18 protein-coding genes and 1 tRNA gene are annotated in these 20,962 nt (G+C 39.8%); 16 read left to right on the top strand and 3 right to left on the bottom strand.

Features of this window, described 5'->3' with window-relative positions:
• Positions 1 to 4: 4 nt before the first annotated feature.
• From QEN48_RS00780 to pyrG, 8 genes are all read left to right on the top strand, one after another.
• Positions 5 to 562, top strand: a complete 558-nt coding sequence (locus QEN48_RS00780; RefSeq protein WP_280108517.1) for a VIT1/CCC1 transporter family protein — start codon at positions 5 to 7, stop codon at positions 560 to 562.
• Between the two features lie 240 nt (positions 563 to 802).
• Entirely contained in the window at positions 803 to 2,725 is a 1,923-nt protein-coding gene (gene lonB, locus QEN48_RS00775; RefSeq protein ID WP_280108516.1) for an ATP-dependent protease LonB, read from the top strand.
• A 288-nt stretch (positions 2,726 to 3,013) separates the two neighbouring features.
• Entirely contained in the window at positions 3,014 to 4,363 is a 1,350-nt protein-coding gene (locus QEN48_RS00770; RefSeq protein WP_280108515.1) for a TldD/PmbA family protein, read from the top strand.
• On the top strand, positions 4,353 to 5,654 hold the full coding sequence (locus tag QEN48_RS00765; protein ID WP_280108514.1) for a TldD/PmbA family protein: 1,302 nt from the start codon (positions 4,353 to 4,355) through the stop codon (positions 5,652 to 5,654). The genes QEN48_RS00770 and QEN48_RS00765 overlap by 11 nt, the downstream gene beginning before the upstream one ends.
• On the top strand, positions 5,651 to 6,634 hold the full coding sequence (locus QEN48_RS00760) for a radical SAM protein (protein ID WP_280108513.1): 984 nt from the start codon (positions 5,651 to 5,653) through the stop codon (positions 6,632 to 6,634). The genes QEN48_RS00765 and QEN48_RS00760 overlap by 4 nt, the downstream gene beginning before the upstream one ends.
• A gap of 112 nt (positions 6,635 to 6,746) precedes the next feature.
• Positions 6,747 to 7,760: an adenylosuccinate synthetase gene (locus tag QEN48_RS00755; protein ID WP_280108512.1), complete on the top strand. Its 1,014-nt coding sequence runs from the start codon at positions 6,747 to 6,749 to the stop codon at positions 7,758 to 7,760.
• A gap of 1 nt (position 7,761) precedes the next feature.
• Positions 7,762 to 7,938, top strand: a complete 177-nt coding sequence (locus tag QEN48_RS00750; protein ID WP_280108511.1) for a methytransferase partner Trm112 — start codon at positions 7,762 to 7,764, stop codon at positions 7,936 to 7,938.
• A 94-nt stretch (positions 7,939 to 8,032) separates the two neighbouring features.
• Positions 8,033 to 9,667, top strand: a complete 1,635-nt coding sequence (gene pyrG, locus QEN48_RS00745; RefSeq protein WP_280108510.1) for a CTP synthase (glutamine hydrolyzing) — start codon at positions 8,033 to 8,035, stop codon at positions 9,665 to 9,667.
• A gap of 214 nt (positions 9,668 to 9,881) precedes the next feature.
• On the opposite strand, the gene ppcA is transcribed toward pyrG, so the two are convergent.
• Positions 9,882 to 11,492, bottom strand: coding sequence for a phosphoenolpyruvate carboxylase (ppcA, locus tag QEN48_RS00740; RefSeq protein ID WP_280108509.1), 1,611 nt, complete (start codon positions 11,490 to 11,492; stop codon positions 9,882 to 9,884).
• A gap of 236 nt (positions 11,493 to 11,728) precedes the next feature.
• Between ppcA and ilvE the strand changes: the two genes are divergently transcribed.
• The 5 genes from ilvE to QEN48_RS00715 all read left to right on the top strand — a co-directional run bounded on the left by ilvE (position 11,729) and on the right by QEN48_RS00715 (position 17,226).
• Positions 11,729 to 12,601 carry a branched-chain-amino-acid transaminase gene (gene ilvE, locus QEN48_RS00735; RefSeq protein ID WP_280108508.1) on the top strand — a complete coding sequence of 291 codons (873 nt, stop codon included), beginning with the start codon at positions 11,729 to 11,731 and terminating at the stop codon, positions 12,599 to 12,601.
• A gap of 17 nt (positions 12,602 to 12,618) precedes the next feature.
• Positions 12,619 to 13,851, top strand: a complete 1,233-nt coding sequence (locus QEN48_RS00730) for a site-2 protease family protein (protein ID WP_280108507.1) — start codon at positions 12,619 to 12,621, stop codon at positions 13,849 to 13,851.
• 199 nt (positions 13,852 to 14,050) lie between these two features.
• A complete protein-coding gene (cutA, locus tag QEN48_RS00725) occupies positions 14,051 to 14,365 on the top strand; it encodes a divalent-cation tolerance protein CutA (RefSeq protein WP_280108506.1) in 315 nt (104 codons plus the stop codon).
• A 196-nt stretch (positions 14,366 to 14,561) separates the two neighbouring features.
• Positions 14,562 to 16,121: a lysine--tRNA ligase gene (gene lysS, locus QEN48_RS00720; protein ID WP_280108505.1), complete on the top strand. Its 1,560-nt coding sequence runs from the start codon at positions 14,562 to 14,564 to the stop codon at positions 16,119 to 16,121.
• Between the two features lie 16 nt (positions 16,122 to 16,137).
• A complete protein-coding gene (locus tag QEN48_RS00715) occupies positions 16,138 to 17,226 on the top strand; it encodes a radical SAM protein (RefSeq protein WP_280108504.1) in 1,089 nt (362 codons plus the stop codon).
• Positions 17,227 to 17,356: 130 nt separating this feature from the next.
• On the opposite strand, the gene QEN48_RS00710 is transcribed toward QEN48_RS00715, so the two are convergent.
• Complete coding sequence (locus QEN48_RS00710) at positions 17,357 to 17,569, bottom strand: ferredoxin (protein ID WP_280108503.1); 213 nt, start codon at positions 17,567 to 17,569, stop codon at positions 17,357 to 17,359.
• Between the two features lie 329 nt (positions 17,570 to 17,898).
• Entirely contained in the window at positions 17,899 to 19,140 is a 1,242-nt protein-coding gene (locus QEN48_RS00705) for a Glu/Leu/Phe/Val dehydrogenase (RefSeq protein ID WP_280108502.1), read from the bottom strand.
• Positions 19,141 to 19,319: 179 nt separating this feature from the next.
• On the opposite strand from QEN48_RS00705, the gene tatC reads away from it, so the two are divergent.
• The 3 genes from tatC (at position 19,320) to QEN48_RS00690 (ending at position 20,943) form a co-directional block, all read left to right on the top strand.
• The gene (gene tatC, locus QEN48_RS00700; RefSeq protein WP_280108501.1) at positions 19,320 to 20,411 is read left to right on the top strand and encodes a twin-arginine translocase subunit TatC; all 1,092 of its coding nucleotides are present in this window, start codon (positions 19,320 to 19,322) and stop codon (positions 20,409 to 20,411) included.
• A 10-nt stretch (positions 20,412 to 20,421) separates the two neighbouring features.
• Positions 20,422 to 20,760 carry a DUF192 domain-containing protein gene (locus tag QEN48_RS00695; RefSeq protein WP_280108500.1) on the top strand — a complete coding sequence of 113 codons (339 nt, stop codon included), beginning with the start codon at positions 20,422 to 20,424 and terminating at the stop codon, positions 20,758 to 20,760.
• 111 nt (positions 20,761 to 20,871) lie between these two features.
• Positions 20,872 to 20,943, top strand: a tRNA-Ala gene (locus QEN48_RS00690).
• The last annotated feature ends 19 nt before the right edge of the window (positions 20,944 to 20,962 follow it).

Below are 20,962 nucleotides of genomic sequence, written 5' to 3'. Positions count from 1 at the left end.
GAAAATGTTGAAACCTTATTTCAAGATAATCGAGCGGACCCTTGGAAACATAACCAGGGGAGCCATAGACGGCATACTAACCACATTAGGGATAGTTATAGGTGCATATGGAGCCGAATCAACCATAATAATCGCAGCCGGCATAAGTGGTGGTGCAGCCAGCGCTCTATCCAACACATTTGCAGCTCTCTCAGCAGAGCAAACCGAAATGGAAGTCGGAATGAAAAAGATACGAAAATCGATGTTGAGAGAAGAGATGGAAGACACATTACTACATAAGTCTAAGAAAAAAGAAGTAAGAATAAGAGCCATCATGGATGGCTTAGCCTCAATAATCGGAGCAGCCGTACCAGTAACACCCTACTTCTTCTTTCCAGCAGAACAAGCAGTCTTCATAGCAATAACCCTAACAGCAATCTTTGCATTCGGAATAGGATTCCTTTCAGGCAAAATCTCAGAAAAAAAATTCATCCAGATGGGAATCAAAATGGCCCTAATCGCCCTAATCGTAGCAGTAGTCGCCACACTAATCCAACAAGGAATCCACATCTCCCTAAGATAACAAAGCGAAACCCCACGGCCCCAGCGATCGGTAGTTGACCAAGATAGTTATAAAAAAATAGATATGAATATAAACCAAATTAACAACTAAACAAACTAACCAAAAACATCAACTGAGCTTGCTTGCATAACAAGTTCTTAAACAAAAGGGTGTTTAAGGCCCATTAATTTAAGTTGTTGTCCGACTTGATATGAAGTTACTCGGATTATTTGTTGACTAATTAAAAATTTGTGATATATAATGAGTGAAGCGGAAGACGACCCTCTAGGCGGCCTTGAAATTGAAACAACCGAAGAGATTGAGGTTCCTGACCAACTTATTGATCAGGTTATAGGTCAAGACCACGCTGTAGAGGTTATAAAGAAGGCAGCGAGGCAGAAAAGACATGTGATGATGCTTGGCCCACCAGGTACAGGTAAATCTATGTTGGCTAAAGCTATGGCCGAAATATTACCAAGCGAAGAGCTCCAAGACATACTTATCTATCCAAATCCAGAGGATGAAAACAACCCGGATGTAAGGGTTGTTCCAGCTGGAAAGGGTAAACAGATAGTAGATTCTCATAAAGAAGAAGCTGAGAAACGTAACCGAGCTAGAAACGCCATATTAATGCTTATAATCCTGGCTATAATGGCTTTCGGTATAGCATCATACATACAGACCGGTGAGTTCAGTGGAATGTTTCTCGCCGTAATTGCAGCCGCAGTTGTATTCGTTGCAGCAAGATACATCTCTTCATCAGGCGAACAGGCAGTTCCAAAACTATTGGTAAACAACGAAGGCAGTGACAAAGCACCATTTGTAGACGCAACAGGAGCACACTCAGGAGCATTACTCGGAGACGTAAGACACGACCCATTCCAGTCAGGTGGCCTGGGAACACCGGCACACGAAAGAGTAGAGCCCGGAGCAATACACAAATCAAATAAAGGAGTCCTCTTCATAGACGAAATAAACACACTCCGAATAGAAAGCCAACAACAACTACTAAGCTCAATGCAAGACAGAAAATTCTCAATAAAAGGCCAGTCTGAAAGAAGCAGTGGAGCAATGGTAAACACCAAACCAGTTCCAACCGACTTCATAATGGTCGCCGCAGGAAACCTAGATGCCTTAAAAGGAATGCATCCAGCCCTCAGATCCAGAATAAGAGGATATGGATACGAAATCTACATGAACGACCACATGGAAGACACACCAGAAAACCGTAGAAACCTCGTCAGAGTAGTAGCACAAGAAGTTCAGAAAGACGAAAAAATACCACACTTCAAAGAACCAGCAGTCGAAGAAATAATAAGAGAAGCAAGACGCAGAGCAGGAAGAAAAGGCCGACTAACCCTAAAAATACGAGAACTCGGAGGCCTAATCAGAGTAGCAGGAGATATAGCAAGAGCACGGGGAGAAGACCTCGTAGACAGAGAAAACGTCATAGAAGCCAAAAAAATAGCTAGAACCCTAGAACAACAAGTAGCCGACGACTACATAGAAAAAAGAAAAGAATACCGGATGTTCGAAGTTGAAGGCCAGAAAGTAGGTCGAGTAAACGGTTTAGCAGTGATGGGAGGCGACTCAGGAATCGTACTACCAATCGTAACAGAGATCACACCAGCACAATCAAAAGAAGGAGGCCAAGTAATAGCAACAGGAAGACTACAAGAAATAGCACAAGAAGCAGTTCAAAACGTATCCGCGTTAATCAAAAAATTCAGTGGACAAGACATGTCAAACCTAGACGTCCACATACAGTTCGTCGGAACATACGAAGGAGTAGAAGGCGACTCAGCATCAATCAGCGTCGCAACAGCAGTTATAAGCGCCCTAGAAGACATACCAGTCAACCAAAACGTCGCAATGACAGGCAGCCTAAGCGTAAGAGGCGAAGTACTACCAGTAGGAGGAGTCACAGCCAAAATCGAAGCCGCCGCCGAAGCAGGAGTCGAAAAAGTCTTAATACCCAAAGCAAACGAAGACGACGTACTAATCGAAGACAGATACCGCGAAAAAATAGAAATAATACCAGTAAGCACCATAGATGAAGTCCTAAAAGAAGCACTCTCAGGCAAAAAGAAAAAAGACTTCGTAAACAAACTCAAAAACATAGCAACAGTCGCAAAAGACAGCGTAGAAGGGGTCTCACTCGACGACCAACCAACACCCCAATAACACCCCCTTCCCCAATCCATTTATCAATAACAAAAACCAGACAACAAAAACACCCAAACACACTACTGAAAAAACCTAAGACAACTAATATACTAAGGTAACTAATATAAACTCACCAAAACAATACAAAATCAACATATCCCACATCAACAATCTCTTTTTTTGTTAAGGCTTGAAGTGGTTTGCCACCCAATGTTCTATAGATAGAATCTAACGTACTTAGTGGGTAATGCATATGTATTTGAAATTTTTTTCAGTTAGTTGTGATATTGATGGTTTGTGATATTGATGGTTGATTTTTTTGAGACAATTTGGGTTGCTTCAGATACTTCAAGTATTGATTTAGAGGATGGTGAGGTTGAAGATGTTAAGTCTGATAGTTCTATAGGGCTTTCTGTAAGGGCATTAGACAATGGTTCTTGGGGTTTCGCTTCTACTACATCAACTGGTTCTGAAGAAATCGATAGAGAAGCTGTTGTTGAGAAGGCTTGTAGACTTGCTGAACTTTCTCCAGGCCGACCAGATTTCGAGACAGCAATGGTTGAAAGGTCTCCAACTTCAACTAAAATGACTGTTGAAATCGATCCCCGCTCCATCGATCTATCAGAGAAAATCGATTACTTAGTTGATTGTCATGAACAAGCAATGCAAGGACGTGTTAAAAGCACTAAATTCAGTTATACCGAGGCAGAAACCGAGTTCCATTACCAGAACTCGAGTGGGGAGGAAGCAAGTTACAACATATTTAGAACCGGTGTTTCAGGTAAGGCGATAGCGAAAGAAGGAGATATCTTGCAGACAGCGAGTGAAAGAGCGTTTGGAGCAAAGGGATTTGAAGTTCTTGATGAAAATAATTATCTAGAGAGAGCCGGGGATATGGGTAGGAAGGCCGATGATCTTTTAGATGCAGAGACACCACCCAGCGGTCAATATCCAGTTATCATGGATCCCGAGCTCGCAGGAGTCTTTATACATGAAGCCGTTGGACATGCAAGTGAAGGCGACCTGGTTGCAATGGACAACTCAATACTTAAAAACCGTTTAGGAGACCAGGTTGGATCTGAAACGGTAACAGTTTTTGACGACCCATCCCTCAAAGGAAAGTTCGGATATTATCCATTCGATTGGGAAGGCGTTCCTTCAAAACCAACAACAATAATTGAGAACGGAGTTCTAAACGCATACCTCAACAGTAGGGAGAGCGCCCCCCAAACCAACACACCTGTAACACCAAACTTCAGAAGCCAGAGCTATTCAAACAACCCATTGGTAAGGATGAGCAATACATACCTAAAACCGGGAGACTGGAGCCTTGAGGAAATGCTAACAGACCTAAACGAAGGAATATACCTCAGAGGTTCTCGGGGAGGCCAGGTGTCAAGTGGTGAAGGAACATTCCAGTTCAACGCCGAAGATGGATACATAATAAAAGATGGTGAACTTGATCAACACTTACGGGACGTATCCCTCTCAGGAAAAACACTCAACATACTGGATAGAATCGACGCACTCGCAAACGACCTCCAATACTACCCAGGTTTCTGTGGTAAAGGAGGGCAGGGAGTTCCAGTAACCGATGGAGGCCCACACACCAGAGTCAAAGAACTATTGGTTGGAGGTGGATCCAATGAAGATTGATCCAGAAAAAACATTAGAAAAATGTCTAAAAAAAGGTGCAGACCAAGCAGAGATCTACTTAAAACAAGAAGAATCACTCAACATCGAGATAGAGAAAAAAGATATAAAATACGTTAAATCTGACCAACTCTGGGGAATGGGAATAAGAGTAATAAAAAACAACAGCCCTGGTTTCTCAAGCACCACAAACCCAGAGAAAATAAATATAAAAATAATAGACGCGGTAAAACACGCAGAATCAAGTAAAAAAACCCTAGGGAGTTTCGCAGAACCCAAAAAAACACCCAAGGTAAACGATATCTACGATAAAGAGGTTGCAGACGCAACATACAACGACCTACTACCCAAAATCCAGGAATTAATAAACTCCGCAAACCCAAACCCAAAAACCCGTTCAACCTCAGGTTCAGTAACCACATCCAAAGCAAAAACACATATTCTAAATACAAATGGCGTTGACGTAGAAAGTGAAACCACCTTGATGCAAGCCAGTATAAGCACCATAGCAGGAACTGGAGAAAACGCATCCACATCATATGAATTCCAGTTCTCAAGAAAAAACGACCTAGACTATAGATGGATAGGGAGCCAAGCAGCAGAAATCGCAGAAAAATCAATGTCAGGCCAGAAAACAGAGCCCGGGAAACGGAAAGTAATTCTAGAACCAATCGCATTAACCAGCCTACTCGCCTCAACATTAATACCATCGCTAAACGCAGAAGAAATACAGCGAGGCAGATCAAAAGCCCAGAAATATATGAATAAAGAAATAGCTCCAGAAATACTAGATATAAAAGACAATGGAGCATTAGATGGCGGTCTTAACTCAAGGCCAACAGACGACGAAGGAGTACCATCAAAAAACAACCAAATAATAAAAAACGGAGTGTTAAAAAACGCGTTCTACAACCTTAAAGCAGGTTATAAAGAAGGACATGAAAGCACTTCAAACGGAGTAAGATCTTCCTATGGCTCACTACCAGAAATAAAACCTAGAAACCTCGTTATAAAACCAAATACAGATAAACAAAACCTCCATAAAAATGGTACAATAGTGATACGTAGTGTTTTAGGAGCACACACAGCAAACCAAACCTCAGGCGATTTCTCAGTTGGAACAAACGAAGCATTCGAAATAAAAAATGGAGAAACAAAACCAATCTCAGAAATAATGGTTTCAGGAAATATATTTGAACTCCTCAACGATATAATTGAAATAGGAGACGATGTGAGACAGGTTGGAAACATAGTAACCCCATCAATAAAAACAAGATTGAGGATCTCAACATGAAAAAAGGCCTCGAACACTACAACAGTGTTCTGGAGGGCGAAATCGAGCCCAACTACATAACAACCCAAAAAAAACCAGTAGACATAAACCTAGATGCAGATACATCTATTTTATGGAAAAAACACCAAAACCCCACCGATAGTGAAGGCTCACACACCTACCTCGACCTAAAAACAGAGTTAGCACACCGCATACTAAAAAACTGCCATCTATGCGAACATCGATGCAAAGTCAACCGCCTCGCAAAAGAAACAGGAATCTGTAAAATACCCGCCGTCTCTAGATACAGCAGTGAATTCCTACATTACGGAGAAGAACCCGAACTCGTCCCAAGCCACACAATATTCTTCCAAGGCTGCAACTTCCAATGCGCCTACTGCCAAAACTGGGAGATATCACAAGACCCAAAAGCCGGAACCGCAGTACACCCAAAAAAAATGTGCGAAAAAATAGTTAGACGTAAAATAGAGGGAGCAAAAAACGTAAACTTCGTTGGCGGCGACCCAACCCCACACCTAAAAACAGTCCTACAGATACTAAACAACTTCAACGCACAAATCCCAGTCATATGGAACTCAAACATGTACATGTCAACACAAGCAATGCGACTACTAGACGGAACAATAGACCTCTACCTAGCAGACTATAGATACGGAACAAACCAATGCGCACAAAAACTCTCAGAAACACCAAAATACACAGAAACAATCGAAAGAAACCTACTAGAAGCAAACCAACAAACAGACGTACTAATAAGACACCTAGTACTCCCAGGCCACATCGAGTGCTGCACAAAACACATAGCCAAATGGGTAAGCAACAACCTAGGAAAAAACACAAGATTCAACCTAATGTTCCAATACAGACCAACACACAAAGCACAAAAACACCCACACATAAACCGAACACTAACCACAGAAGAAAAAGACCGAGCACATGAAATAGTCATGAACGAAGGCCTAGCAAACCTAGTAGGATAAAAACAACCAAACCCCCATAACCCAAATAAATATCAAGGAACACCCCCTTAAACTCCAAACCCATTTTTTCGAAAAAATTAACTAACCTTAGATAGATGAAGGTAGGGTACTTATGGCAGTAACTATTGTGATCGGTGGTTTTTTTGGTGACGAAGGTAAAGGCAAGATAGTCTCACACCTGGTTCGTGAAGACTCCCCATCAATCGTAGCTCGAGGTGGGGTAGGTCCAAACGCTGGACACACAGTAAAGGTAGATGGTGAGGAGTTCGGAACACGCCTAACTCCTTCCGGATTTTTCGATGAAGAATGTAGGCTTTTAGTTGGAGCTGGAACATTAATCGACCCAGAAGTCATGAACCAAGAAATAGAGAAACTAGATATAGAGGACAGAATAGGCATAGATAAAAGATGTGGAATCATAGAACAAAAACACATCAACCGAGATAAAAAAGACAGTAGACTATCAGACGAAATAGAAACAACAGGAACAGGATGTGGACCAGCAAACGAAGACCGAGTTGCTAGAAAACTAAAACAAGCAAAAGACATACCAAAACTAAAAAAATACCTAACAGACGTCCCCAAAGAAATAAACAACGCAATAAAAAACAACAAAGACATATTAGTAGAAGGAGCCCAAGGATTCGGCCTATCACTTATTTACGGCACCTATCCATACGTAACATCCAAAGACACAGGCGCAAGCCAAGCCGCCTGCGACGTAGGCATCGGACCCACAAAAATCGATGAAGTACTAATCGTATTCAAAGCATACCCAACACGTGTCGGAGCAGGCCCATTCCCAACCGAAATGACAGAGGAAGAAGCCCAAGAACACGGCGTTGAAGAATATGGAACAGTAACCGGACGTCCAAGAAGAGTAGGCAAATGGATGAAAGATTGGGCCGAATACGCAGTCATGGTCAACGGAGCAACCCAAGCAGCAATAACCTGCATCGACAAATACGACCAACGATGCCGTGGAATCACAGACTACCAAGAACTAACCGAAAAAGCAAAAAAATTTATAGAAAAAAAGGAAAGGGAAATGGGTGTACCGGTCACATTAATATCAACCGGACCAAGAAACGACGAAACAATAGACCTAAGAAAGGAGAAACTCTAAAATGAAGAAAAAACTACTCGACAAAATCGTCTGCCCAGAATGCAGAAACCCCCTACAACTAAAAGAAAAAAAAGTAGAGGACGAAAAAATAATAGAAGGCAAACTAACCTGCAACACCTGCAACAAAAACTACCCAATCAAACAAGGAATCCCCAACCTACTGCCAAAAAACAAATAAAAACACCAAAACCCTACCCAACAAGAAACAGCCCTACAAAAATTAATTAGGGGGTAGGTAGGTAACCGATTAAACATTAACGAGATGACAATTCATGAACTATATAATCGTAACTGGAGGAGTAATGAGCGGTATAGGTAAAGGAATTACCGCAGCATCAATAGGCAGAATACTGAAAGAACGAGGTTTCGACGTCACAGCAATAAAAATCGATCCATACCTAAACGTTGACGCAGGAACAATGAGTCCATTCCAACACGGGGAAGTCTTCGTATTAAAAGACGGAGGAGAAGTCGACCTAGACCTCGGAAACTACGAAAGATTCCTAAACACCGAACTAACAAGCGAACACAACATAACAACAGGCAAAGTATACCGCTCAGTAATCAACAAAGAACGAAACGGCAACTACCTAGGCCGAACAGTCCAAATAATACCACACATAACAAACGAAATAAAAGAAAGAATAAGAAATGTATCCGACAACAGCTACGCCGACATCTGCCTAATCGAATTAGGAGGAACAGTCGGAGACATAGAAGGAATGCCATTCCTCGAAGCAACCAGACAACTCATAAACGAAGAAGGACCCAACAACGTAATGCTAGTCCATGTAACCCTCGTACCAGTACTCGAGGTCGTAGGAGAACAAAAAACAAAACCAACACAACACAGCGTCAAAGAACTAAGAGAACTCGGACTACATCCCGACATGGTCGTAGGCAGATGCAAAGAACCCCTAAACAAAAAAACAAAAAACAAAATCGCCCTATTCTGCGATGTACCCGAAAAAGCAGTAATATCCGCACACGACGCAAACGACATATACGAAGTCCCACTACAACTCGAACAAGAAGAAGCAACCGACATCATACTCAACCACCTAAACCTACAATCCAAACAAAAAGACATGGAAGAATGGAGAAAACACGTCAAAAACATCCAAGAACCCAACGACGAAATCAAAATAGCCCTGGTAGGAAAATACACCCAACTAGAAGACGCCTACATGAGCGTAACAGAAGCACTAAAACACGCAGCCGCAGAAGAAGGACTAGAACTAAAAATAAAATGGATAAACGCTGAAAAACTAGAACAACAAAACAAACAAAAAATCAAACAACAACTCCAGAAAACAGACGGTATAGTAGTACCAGGTGGCTTCGGAAAAAGAGGATCAGAAGGCAAAATAAAAGCAATAGAAATAGCAAGAACCCAAAAAATACCCTTCCTAGGCCTATGCTTCGGATTCCAACTAGCCGTAATCGAATTCGCCCGAAACGTCCTACAACTAGAAAACTGCGGAAGCTCAGAAATAATGGACAACCTCGAGGAACCAGTAATCGACATACTACCAGAACAAAAAAACATCGAATCAATGGGCGGAACAATGAGACTAGGAAACCAAACAACAATAATAGAAAAACAAACACTCGCACACCAAATCTACCAAAGAACAAAAATAATAGAAAGACACCGCCACCGATACGAAGTCAACCCCGAATACATACCACAACTCGAAAAACACGGAATGAAATTCTCAGGAAAAGAAGAAAAAACAGGCCTAATAGAAATACTAGAAATACCAAACCACCCATACTACCTAGGAACCCAATTCCACCCAGAATTCAAATCAAGACTCGAAAACCCAAGCCCACCATTCCAAGGCCTAATAAAAACAGCAAACAAAAACAAAAACCCAGATCCCAACAATTCAAATAAAAACTAGATCTAAGAAATAAAAAACCAAGAAATATAAATAAAACACGTAATAACCCCGAACCCACCCTCTTAACCTGATCACTTGGTTATGTTTATTGGGTAACTGTGTTTCTTACCCTTTTTAAGACAAAGAGCTTTAAAATATTAAATAGTGTTTTTGGAAAAAAGGGATCTAGGTTTTTGTTTTTTTGGTGGTTTTTGGGTTGGGAGAGGAGAGAGGGTTATCCGAGGCTTCCTCTGATTTCTCCCATTCTTTCTAGTCCTTTTTTGAATAGTTCTTTTTCTGTTTCTTCGCTCATTAGTCCTGGTTTGTCCATGAATACTTCTTTTAGTACTGGTTTTAGGGATTCCATTATATCCATGTATGTTTCGTCTTTGTCGTACATTGGGCCTAGTTCGAAGTCTGTGTATTCCATTAGTGTTTTTATGTCTTGGTCGACTTCTCTTACTGATCGGTCTGGTAGGAAGTCTTGTGCGAAATTGAGGTTTACGAATCTGCCTGCGAATTTTAGGTCGTTTTCTAGTGAGGGATAGTATTGGGTTAATATTTTGTCTATTGCGTCGTCACCGAATCTACGGCCTACTTCTTCTAATCCACGTCCGGTTCCAATGAATTCTGGGGGTAGTCCTATTGTGTATAGGCTTGCTGTGAATGTTATGGCTCTTGGGAGTTCTGGTAGTTTGTCTAGCTGCATTTCTTTCAGTTCTCTCTGGAGTTCTTTATCGCTTACCAATTTAGCTATGTGGCTTGGCATTGGTACGTCTCTTGCGTATCCTACGGGTCCTTTTCTGGCTAGTCGGTCTCTTTGGCTTGGCATTAGGTCTGATATTGATTTTACGGCTTCTATTATTTGGTAGAATGTTCTTAGGTAGTTTTTTGTGAATACGCCTATGTAGTTTTTGATTTCTTCCATCTGTTTTTCGTTGTAATTTAGTGGGTCTTGGTTGGAGAGGTCTTTTCGTAGTTTTTTTATCAGTTTTCTGGTTTCATCGTAACCTATGTCGTATCGGACACCTGATTGTATTGTTATTGTTTTCGCGCCAGCGAATTCTTCCATAACGCTGTCGATGTTTTCTGGCATTATATGTCCTCTGAAGGGGAGGGCGCCAGCTCCATATATTGGTGCAACGTCGACATCTACGTTTTTGCTCAGTTTGTTACATTCTGAAATAGCTATTTTAGCGCTAAATACGGCGGGGAGGTTTCCATATGATAATGCTGGGTCGGAGCGGCCGAGCATAACTCTTAATCGGTCGGGGCTGTCGTCAAGCTCTTTTTTACAACCATTGATGTATTCATTAAGTATTTCACCTATCGACATTAATTCAGGAACCTCTTCTATGAGAGGTATTAGATAGAAATTGAAGTCTTTAGGTATGTCGAATTCTTCTTTACTAAGTTTAGAAACAAATTTAAACCTCTTTTTTACTTCAAGAAGTTCGTTAGCATCCTTGGTCATTGGATGTATGACTTCAAAGACGGGTAGGTTGTCTTGATATTGAGAAGCCTGGTGGTTTGCCTCCATAATAGACATCAAAGTCATCAACTGTCTGAAAACAGTTTCTTCGGAAGCACTTGGAATTCTTGGGGTTATATAGACATCTTCACCAGGGACAAGATCTGTGTTTTGTATAATCTCCATAACAACTTGAGAAACCTGATGGTAAGGAGTCATTTTCCCCTCATAATCCACCATATACTCATCAGAGCCAAGACCCCCCTCTTCAACGGGTTTAAGGGACTCCAACCCTTCTTCAGCCTCATCCTGAATAGGAGTATATTTAGTGGCGCTGTCAGGATGTTGAGTAACCATAGTTTTAGGAATCTTCATAATATGACCTGCAAATAAAATGTGAGCTAACCACATAAATTTTGGTGAAAAAACCCTAAACACCTAAACAAAGAAAACGAGATAACCCAAAAACCAACCAGACAATAACAAAAAACAAGTGGAACCTACAAAAAATATTTACATCCACCGGAGAACCAACAACCTAAATAAATTTTGATTACAGTAGAACTGACAACCTATATATTAACATAAAATTAAAAACAGGCGGGGAAAAGATGACATACGTCTACATAGATGGCGATTACGTCCATGAAGAGGAAGCATCTGTAAGCGTTTTCGACCACGGCTTACTTTATGGTGACGGAGTTTTTGAAGGAATAAGAGCCTACAACGGAAAAGTATTCAAACTAGAAGAACATATCGACCGGTTGTATCGCTCCGCTAAAGCCATAAAACTAGATATACCGATAACTAAAACAGAAATGACAGAAGCAGTTCTAGAAACACTTAGAAAGAACGAACTAAAAGACGCCTATATCCGTCCATTAATCACAAGAGGAGTAGGGTCATTAGGACTTGACCCCGAGAAATGTCCAAAACCATCGGTAATAATAATTGTCCAAGAATGGGAAGCGATGTACGGAGACCTATATAACCAAGGCCTAGAAGCAGTGACGGTAAGCGTTAGAAGAAACTCAATAGACGCATTACCACCAAACATAAAATCACTAAACTACCTCAACAACATACTTGCTAAAATCGAAGCAAACGTCAAAGGAGGAGACGAAGCAATATTCCTAAACCAACAAGGAAAGATATCAGAAGGCTCAGGAGACAACCTATTCATAATTCAAGAAAACGAGATATACACACCACCATCACTAAACAATTTAAAGGGAATAACAAGAAAAAAAGCAATAGAAATCGCAAGAAAAAAAGGATACGAAGTTCATGAAACCGATTTAGGTTTATTCGACATATATACAGCAGACGAAATATTCGTAACAGGTACAGCAGCAGAAATAGCTCCAATAGTAAAAGTAGATGGCCGAGAGATAGGGGATGGAGAGCCAGGAACCATAACAACAGAACTAATGGATAGATTCAAAGAGATAACAGGAGAAGTAGGAACACCTATAGATGGATAAGTCTGGGGAAAGAATAAATGGAAATATACCTAATCATAGCAGCATTCTTCGGATTCTGGATAATCCTACACCTCCTAAACAAGAAAGGATATATAGAGAGATTTGGATTCTCCCTTGACAGCATGTTCTTCCTTGCTTGGAGAACCGAGAAAGGAAAACAATTAATGGACCAGATAGCGAGGAGATGGCGAAAACCACTCAAAAAAATAGGAACCCTAAACATAATACTCTCACTAGCAGCAATCCTAATAGTAACAATATTCCTCGCATTCCAACTATTCATAATATTTTTCGGGCCAGACCTAATAGGAGACGTCGCAATAACAGACGCAATCCTACTACCAGGCCTAGCCCTACCAATAATATTCGGATTAATCGCCCTAATCGTAGCCGTAGTAATACACGAATTCTCCCACGCAATATACGCAAGAGTCGAAGACATAGGAGTCGAATCAGTAGGATTCGGATTACTAGCAATACTACCACTAGCCTTCGTCGAACCCAATATCGAAGACATAAAACAGAGCAGTAGACTCCAAAAACTAAAGATGTTCTCAAGCGGCCCCGCATCCAACATATACCTCGCCGCAATCTCAATAATAATCGTATTCCTAATAATAACAACAACATTCACACCAGTATCCCCCGGAATAGGCCTAGTAGAAGTACAAGAAAACTCACCAGCAGAAATAGCCGGACTACAAGAAGACATGATAATAACAGGAATAAACAACCAAACAATAGAAAGCCACCAAGAATTCCAAGAAATAATAAACCAATACAACCCCGACGACACAATAACAATCAACACAGCAGAACACGGCGACTTCCAACTACAACTAGGAAACGCCAACGGAGAACCATATATGGGAATCCAATTAATAGACGTAACCGGCCTATACACAATATTCTCAAACCCAATAGCCTACATAACCCCACAAATGGGAATGACAATGCCAACACTTGACACACCATTCTACGAATCATCAATCAACCCAGACATAACCCTAACAATAGCACAAGGCGCATTCTGGATGGGCCTACTCAACTTATGGCTAGGAATACTAAACATGATGCCAATCTTCCCACTAGACGGAGGAAGAGTATTCTGGGAAATCATAGAATCACTACTAGAAAAACAAAACATAATCAAAAACACAGAAACAGCAACCAAATGGATAGTCGGAATAATAAGCATAATATTCATAATAATCTACCTCGCCCCAATAGCCTACCTACTCATGATATAAAAAACAACCACAACACAACACACCAAACCAAACCAAACCTTCAGACAGATCTAATCACATAAAAAAACTAATTGAGTAAAAAAGGTTTTGGATTGGTTATTGGAATTTAAGGCGGGAAACGGTTTTGAGAGTGGGGGATGTTATATTGAGTCAAATCTAAGGTGTTTGAGGTAGTATAGTTTATTTGGTGGTTATAGTAATGGTTGAAGTTGGGTATATAGTGGCTGGTACGAGAGAAGAGGCTGGAGAGATTGCTGAGACGTTGGTTCGTGAAAGATTGGTTGCTTGCGCTAACATTATTGGTGAGGTTGAGTCGTTTTATTGGTGGGAAGGCGAGGTTAACAATGATGATGAAGTTGTATTGATAGTTAAGACAACATCTAAAGCGGTTGAAGAAACAAAAAACAGGGTAATGGAATTACATAGCTATGAAAACCCAGCAATACTTTTCTTTAATGTAAGACAAACCACTGAACAATATAAAAACTGGATTGAGAAAGAAGTGGAGCAGTGACAACATCAACCTAAATCTAGGGAATAAACCTGAACATTCTTTTTTGTATAGCCAGCCCTAATAGATTAAACAAAAATAAAAATAACTAATTAGGAATCTGTTTTGTCTAAGAAAGCAGGCTGGATACCTCAATTTAAGTTTAGTTGTTTTTATTCCTAAAAACCCTAAAGACATTGTTTTAATTGGAGTTGGAAAATTGCATTGGTCTATTTCAAAAGCAAAAGAAGCATTACAATGGAAAGGAGAGAAACAAGTAGTAGCGTCAGGAATATCGCCTTCAGGCCCGATACATTACGGTAATTTCCGAGAAATATTGACTGCAGACCTTATGTATCGAGCATTAGAGGAGGTTGGTGCAAAACCCAAATTATTATTCATATTCGATGACTACGACCCCCTAAGAAAGGTCTATCCCTACCTAGATTCAAGTTACCAAGAACACGTAGGGAAACCCCTCAACACAGTTCCAGATCCCGAAGGCTGTCATGACTCATATGCAGAACACTACGCAACCGAGTTCACAGAATCACTAGAAAAACTAGGAATAAACCCAGAAATAAAATACGCAAGCCAGATGTACAGAGAAGGCGATTTCTCAAAAGTTACAACAAAAGCCCTAGACGAAACCGATAAAATAATCGAGATATTGGAAGAGGAGACAGGTAGAGACCTACCACAAAACTGGTTACCATACAACCCCTTATGCAGTGAATGTGGCCGCATATCAACAACAACACCCCATGACTACACAGAACTCAAAGTATCTTATAGCTGTGAATGTGGACATCAAGGCACAGCCCAAATAGACAAAGGAGAAGGAAAACTACCATGGAGAGTTGACTGGCCAGCAAAATGGACCATACTAGGAGTAACCGTAGAGCCGTTCGGTAAAGACCACGCTGCAGACGGAGGATCATACGACACAGGCCAAAGAATAGCAAAAGAAGTATATGGATACGAACAACCCTACCCAATCGTATATGAACAGGTCGGACTCAAAGGCGAAGGCGAGATGTCAAGCTCAAAAGGAATAGCACTAACTCCAAAAAGAATGCTAGAGTTCCTACCCCCCGAAATCATCAGATACATGCTGGTAGAAAAACCACCCAACAGACACATAGAAATCGACACCGGATTCGGAACCGTACAAACAATAAGCAACTACCAAAAACACGAAAAACAATACTACAACAACGAACTCAACCAAGAAAAACAACAAACATACAAACTATCCCAACCCAACAACCAACCACCAAAACAACAACCAATACAAATACCATTCAAACACCTAGTAAACGCAATACAAATAGCAAACAACAAACAAGAAATACAAAAAATATTAGAAAGAACAGGCCACTGGAACCCAGAAATAGAACAACAATGGCTAGATAAATGGATCGATAGAGCAAAAACCTGGATAGACACCTATGCCCCAGAAAAAGCCCGTTTCCAAATACAAAAACAACTACCCCCCGAAACCAAAGAACTGAACCAAAAACAAGCAAAATTCCTAGAAAAACTAGCAATAGACCTAAAAAACAACGAATACACAGACCAAGAACTCAAAAACCAAATATACAACATATTCAAAAAACAAGACCTAAACCCCAGACAAGCATTCGGAGCAATATACATAGCCCTATTAGGAAGGCCATCAGGCCCCAGAGCCGCATGGTTCCTACTATCCCTAGACAAAAACTTCGTAACAAAAAGACTAAAAAAAGCCGCAGAAAACGCAACCAAAAAAACAACCTAAACATAAACCAATAAAAATGAAAAATAACACAGAGACAGAACCAATAATATCTGGAGAAATCGCCTCAGGCTGTAAGTTATGTAGAAAAGGAGCTAAAGCAGTCCTATTCCTAACAGGAATATGCAACAACGATTGTTACTACTGCCCAATATCAAAAAAACGAAAAAACAAAGACAAAACATGGATAAACGAAAAACAAGTTAAAACACCCGAAGACGTCTATACAGAAATAGACAGTATGAACGCATTAGGAACCGGTATAACCGGTGGCGAACCACTACTAAAACCAAAAAAACTCTTCAAATACATCAAAAAACTCAAAAACCGGTATGGAGAAAAACACCACATCCACCTATACACATCAAAACCACCAAAAACCAAAACAATAAAAAAACTCAACAAACAAGGCCTCGATGAAATCAGACTCCATCCAACCAACCTAAACATCAAACCCTACCTAAAACCCATAAAAAAAGCCAGTAAACACTTCAAAACAGGAATAGAAATACCAACAATACCCAACAAAACCAACCAAATACAACAAATAATCAACAAAACCAACCAATACATAGATTTCTACAACCTCAACGAATTCGAATACTCAGAAACAAACTACAAAAAAATCAAACAAAAAGGCCACAAACTAATCGGAGGAAACACACACGCAATAACAGAAAGCCGAGAAACAGCCATCCAAATAATAAACCAAAACCCAACAACACCAATCCATTTCTGCACATCAAACTACAAAGACTCAGTACAACTCAGAAAACGACTACAAAGAACCGCAAAACAAAAAGCCAAACCATACGACGAAATAACAAAAGACGGAACCCTAATAAGAGCAGAAATCACAGGAAAACCCCCCAAACAAACCAAAAAAATACTAAAACAAAAATACAACGTACCAAACAACAAAATCGGCCAACACAAACAAAAAACAGAAACAGCCTGGTGGATAGCAGACAAAATACACAACGAACTAAAAAAACACAAACTAAAAACAGACATAATCGAAATATACCCAACATCAAACAGATTCGAAGTACAAAGAATACCACTCAACCAAAAAAACCCAGAAAACCCAGAAAACCAAAACAAATAAAAACTCGATCAACCACCAAGAACTAACACCACTCGCCCTACATAAGAAGTTCTTCCTAAATCAAAGATAAAAAAAATAAATAAAGATTTTTTTGTGTGGCTTTATTCCGTATAATATCAAAACAGACTATTTATTTTGTTTCTATGGCTGCAACGGGACAGTCTTCAACTGCAAGTTCAACACAATCAATGTCATCATCTACTTCACCGATGTTAGCCTCCTCGTTTCTATATTCAGAAACTATCTGGGATATACCGAAATCGTCTTCTTCGAAAACTTCATCACAGACATCGGAACAGATACCACAGGAAATACATGCATCTTGATCTACAACTATTTTCATAAAAATACCTCCAACACCAAATTAACCATCTAAACAACATACCTTGTTGGTTTATTACCCGGATTTAGATAACCAAACTTCAGAAACCAAAAACCATAGTTATTGATGCTAACATTGAACGAGCGTCGATAGAATCAACGATATAAATCAACTTATTTTTTCATTATAAGGCAGTTGGTTTCAATTTAGTTGCTTACTGTATCAAGATATCTTTGGTTTAGATGCTTAACTTTTTCGTTTTTAGTTGGGTAATGGAAAGCCCCAAAAAAATTTTTGTTATCTTAAATCAGGCTTTAAAACCTCTATCTCTTTAGAGGGAAGAGGTCACTTCACTTGAATATTGGTTTTCGGAGTTTCAGTGTTTTTGTTAGTTTCTGTAGGGCCATTTGTATTGCTGACTCCCGATAACTATGTGTTTTGGGTTTTTTGGTTTTTGTTTTTTTAACGTTTTGGTATGCTGTTTTCATTTTGGTGTCCAGTTCGTTTACCAGTTTTTCTTGACTCCAACTGTGGTGTTGCATGTTTTGAACCCATTCTAGGTATGAAGCGGTTACTCCTCCTGCGTTTGCCAGTATGTCAGGGATTATTGTATGGTTTTTTTCGTTCAGGATTTTGTCTGCAGTTGGTGTTATGGGGTTGTTTGCGGCTTCGATTATTACTTCGGCTTGTATTTGGTCTGCGATTTCTTTGTTTATAGCGTTTGCAAGTGCTGCGGGTATTAAGACATCTACATCAAGGGTCAGTAACTCTTTGTTGGTTATTTCAGTTGTTTCATTGAAACCAATAACGCTGCCTGTTTTTTCTTTCCACTCCCTGATTTCAGTGGTTGGTAGGCCGTTTTCATCTATTATTGCTCCAGTTGAATCGCTTAAACCAACCACATTACTACCATAACTATCTATAAGTTCTGCAGCCACCTGTCCAACCTTACCATATCCCTGAATAGCTACATCAACATCGTTTATTGAATAACCATGATCTTGTATGTATTCATGGTACACAGTTGCTACTCCACGACCTGTTGCACCACTCCTTAACTCGGTACCTCCTACTTCAACCGGTTTTCCAGTAACTACTGCAGGAACGTTTTTGCCAACCAACTCGGAATAACTATCCATCATAACAGCCATATTCTTAGGTCCAGTGTTTACGTCAGGAGCCGGTATATCTTTTTCAGGCCCAATAAAATCATTTAAACTCTCTATGTATTTCCGAGATAGCTCCATTAATTCCTTTTCACTCATCTCTTTAGGGTTACAGACAACCCCTCCTTTAGCCCCTCCAAAAGGCACGTCAACAACCGCGTTTTTAAATGTCATGGTTTGAGCCAACTCTAAACTCTCTTCTAGAGTGACTTCTGGATGAAAACGAATACCACCTTTATAAGGTCCTAATAAAGAGGAATGTTGACACCTTATACAACGGAAGTTCTTAGCTTCACCATCTACAACGACCGATACATAACTTTCTAAAACTCTCTCAGGCTTAATAACTCTATCCACAATCGCTTTATCAATATCAAGAAGATCTCCAGCATCACTAATATGTTTTGAAAAACCAGTTTCAACCACTAATAACCACCAAACATAACTATCAAATCAAACTAACTAATATTTCATTGGAAACAAGTTAAATCATTTTTTTGGTAATGGCTGTTATAAATTAAAAAAACTCTTTATTGTTCTAGGTTTAAACATCCTTTAGCCTATTTGTTATATTAGGTTAACTTGGTTATTGTTGGGGTTTTTTGATGGAGAATAGGGATTTTGGTGATCCTGAGGGCGATGAAGAACGTCCGTTGATGGAGCACATAATCGAGCTTAGAGACAGAATGGTCGTAATCCTGGTAGGTATAATTATATTATCAGTTATAGCCTTCATATTCTCATTTGAAATAATCGGTTGGTTTGTTGAACCGGTTATGGATCCAAGCGAGCTTGTTGTGTATGACCCCTTGGAAACTATTTTGATACAGTTTAATTTCTCGTTTATTTTCGCTATAGGTGTAGGTTTACCGCTCATTATCTATGAAGTATTCAAGTTTATGGAGCCAGGTTTGTTTGAGAACGAGAAAAGATTCTTTGCTTTAATAGCTCCTGCATCGATACTGCTTTTCTTTATGGGTGTAGCTGTAGCGTATTTCTTTGTTGTACCTGTTGTAGCTAACCTTGTTTTTTATATGGGTGAAGGGGTTGTAGAGCCAGCTATATCGATAGAGCTTGCATATAACTTCGTTATGTCGATTGTTGCTACATTTGGTTTCTTGTTCCAACTTCCAATCGTGATGTTGTTGGCGATAAAAGTTGACTTAATCTCTCCGACGTTTCTTAGGGATAAACGTATATTCATATATATCGGTTTCTTCGTGCTGGCAAGCATTGTATCTCCTGATCCAACCCTTGTTTCCCAGATGATAGTTACTTTTGTATTCATAATTCTATATGAAGCAAGCTTAGCGGTTGGTTGGTATATAACACCACGAACCGAACAAGACATAAAGACATTTTTCAGATTGTTTGAGAGAACAGGTGGTTTGTTTGCAGGTGGAGGAGCAATACTGGCATTCTACACAGCTTTACAGCTAGGTATACCATGGTGGAGTGTTGTACCTGCAACAGCAACTGTTTTCTATATTGGACATCGCTTAAGCTTCAAAGTCATATTAAAAAACAAAGTTATAAACATGGGTATAATCGGTCCGGTGACTGCAACAATAATTGGAGCAGTATTATTGAGTTCTCTTGAAATTAAAACCGATTTAACACTTGCTATAACAACTATCGTATTGATAATTGCCCTAACATACATACTTGAAACAATAAACAAACGAATATATCTATAAAGGAATTAGGATGATTAAAACCACTAACGGGGAAATAATTGTCAATAAAGTGGAGATAGCCGATACCTATTTATCTAGAATGAAAGGCCTTATGTTTAAACCGAACCCACCGGATGACTACGCAATGGTCTTCATATTTGAGGAAGAAAAAGAGATAGACCTACATATGTTGTTTGTTCCCTTCAATTTAGTAGCTTTATTCCTCGATGAAGATAATTACGTACGGAAAATAAAGAGATTGAAGGCTTGGAGAGGTAGGGCAAAAGGAAAAGCTAGAAAAATCATTGAAATCCCGGAAAAAAACTATAAAGAAATAAAGATTGGCGAAAAATTATTGATAAATCCCTAACCAACCTCAATTTTAATAATTGGTTTGTTTTTTTGGTTTGTTTTTTTGGTTTGTTTTGGTTTTTGTTGGCATATATTTTTAACCATCGAACACAAAATTAAGTTAGATTGTGGGCCGATAGATCAGCGGTAGATCGCGTCCTTGGCATGGACGAGGCCCCGGGTTCGAATCCCGGTCGGTCCATTACCCAAGTTATTTTTTT

The sequence above is a fragment of the Methanonatronarchaeum sp. AMET-Sl genome (genome assembly GCF_029854155.1).
Lineage (GTDB): Archaea > Halobacteriota > Methanonatronarchaeia > Methanonatronarchaeales > Methanonatronarchaeaceae > Methanonatronarchaeum.
The sequence above is the reverse complement of the archived record's forward strand: the minus strand, read 5'-3'. Positions and strand labels throughout refer to the sequence as shown.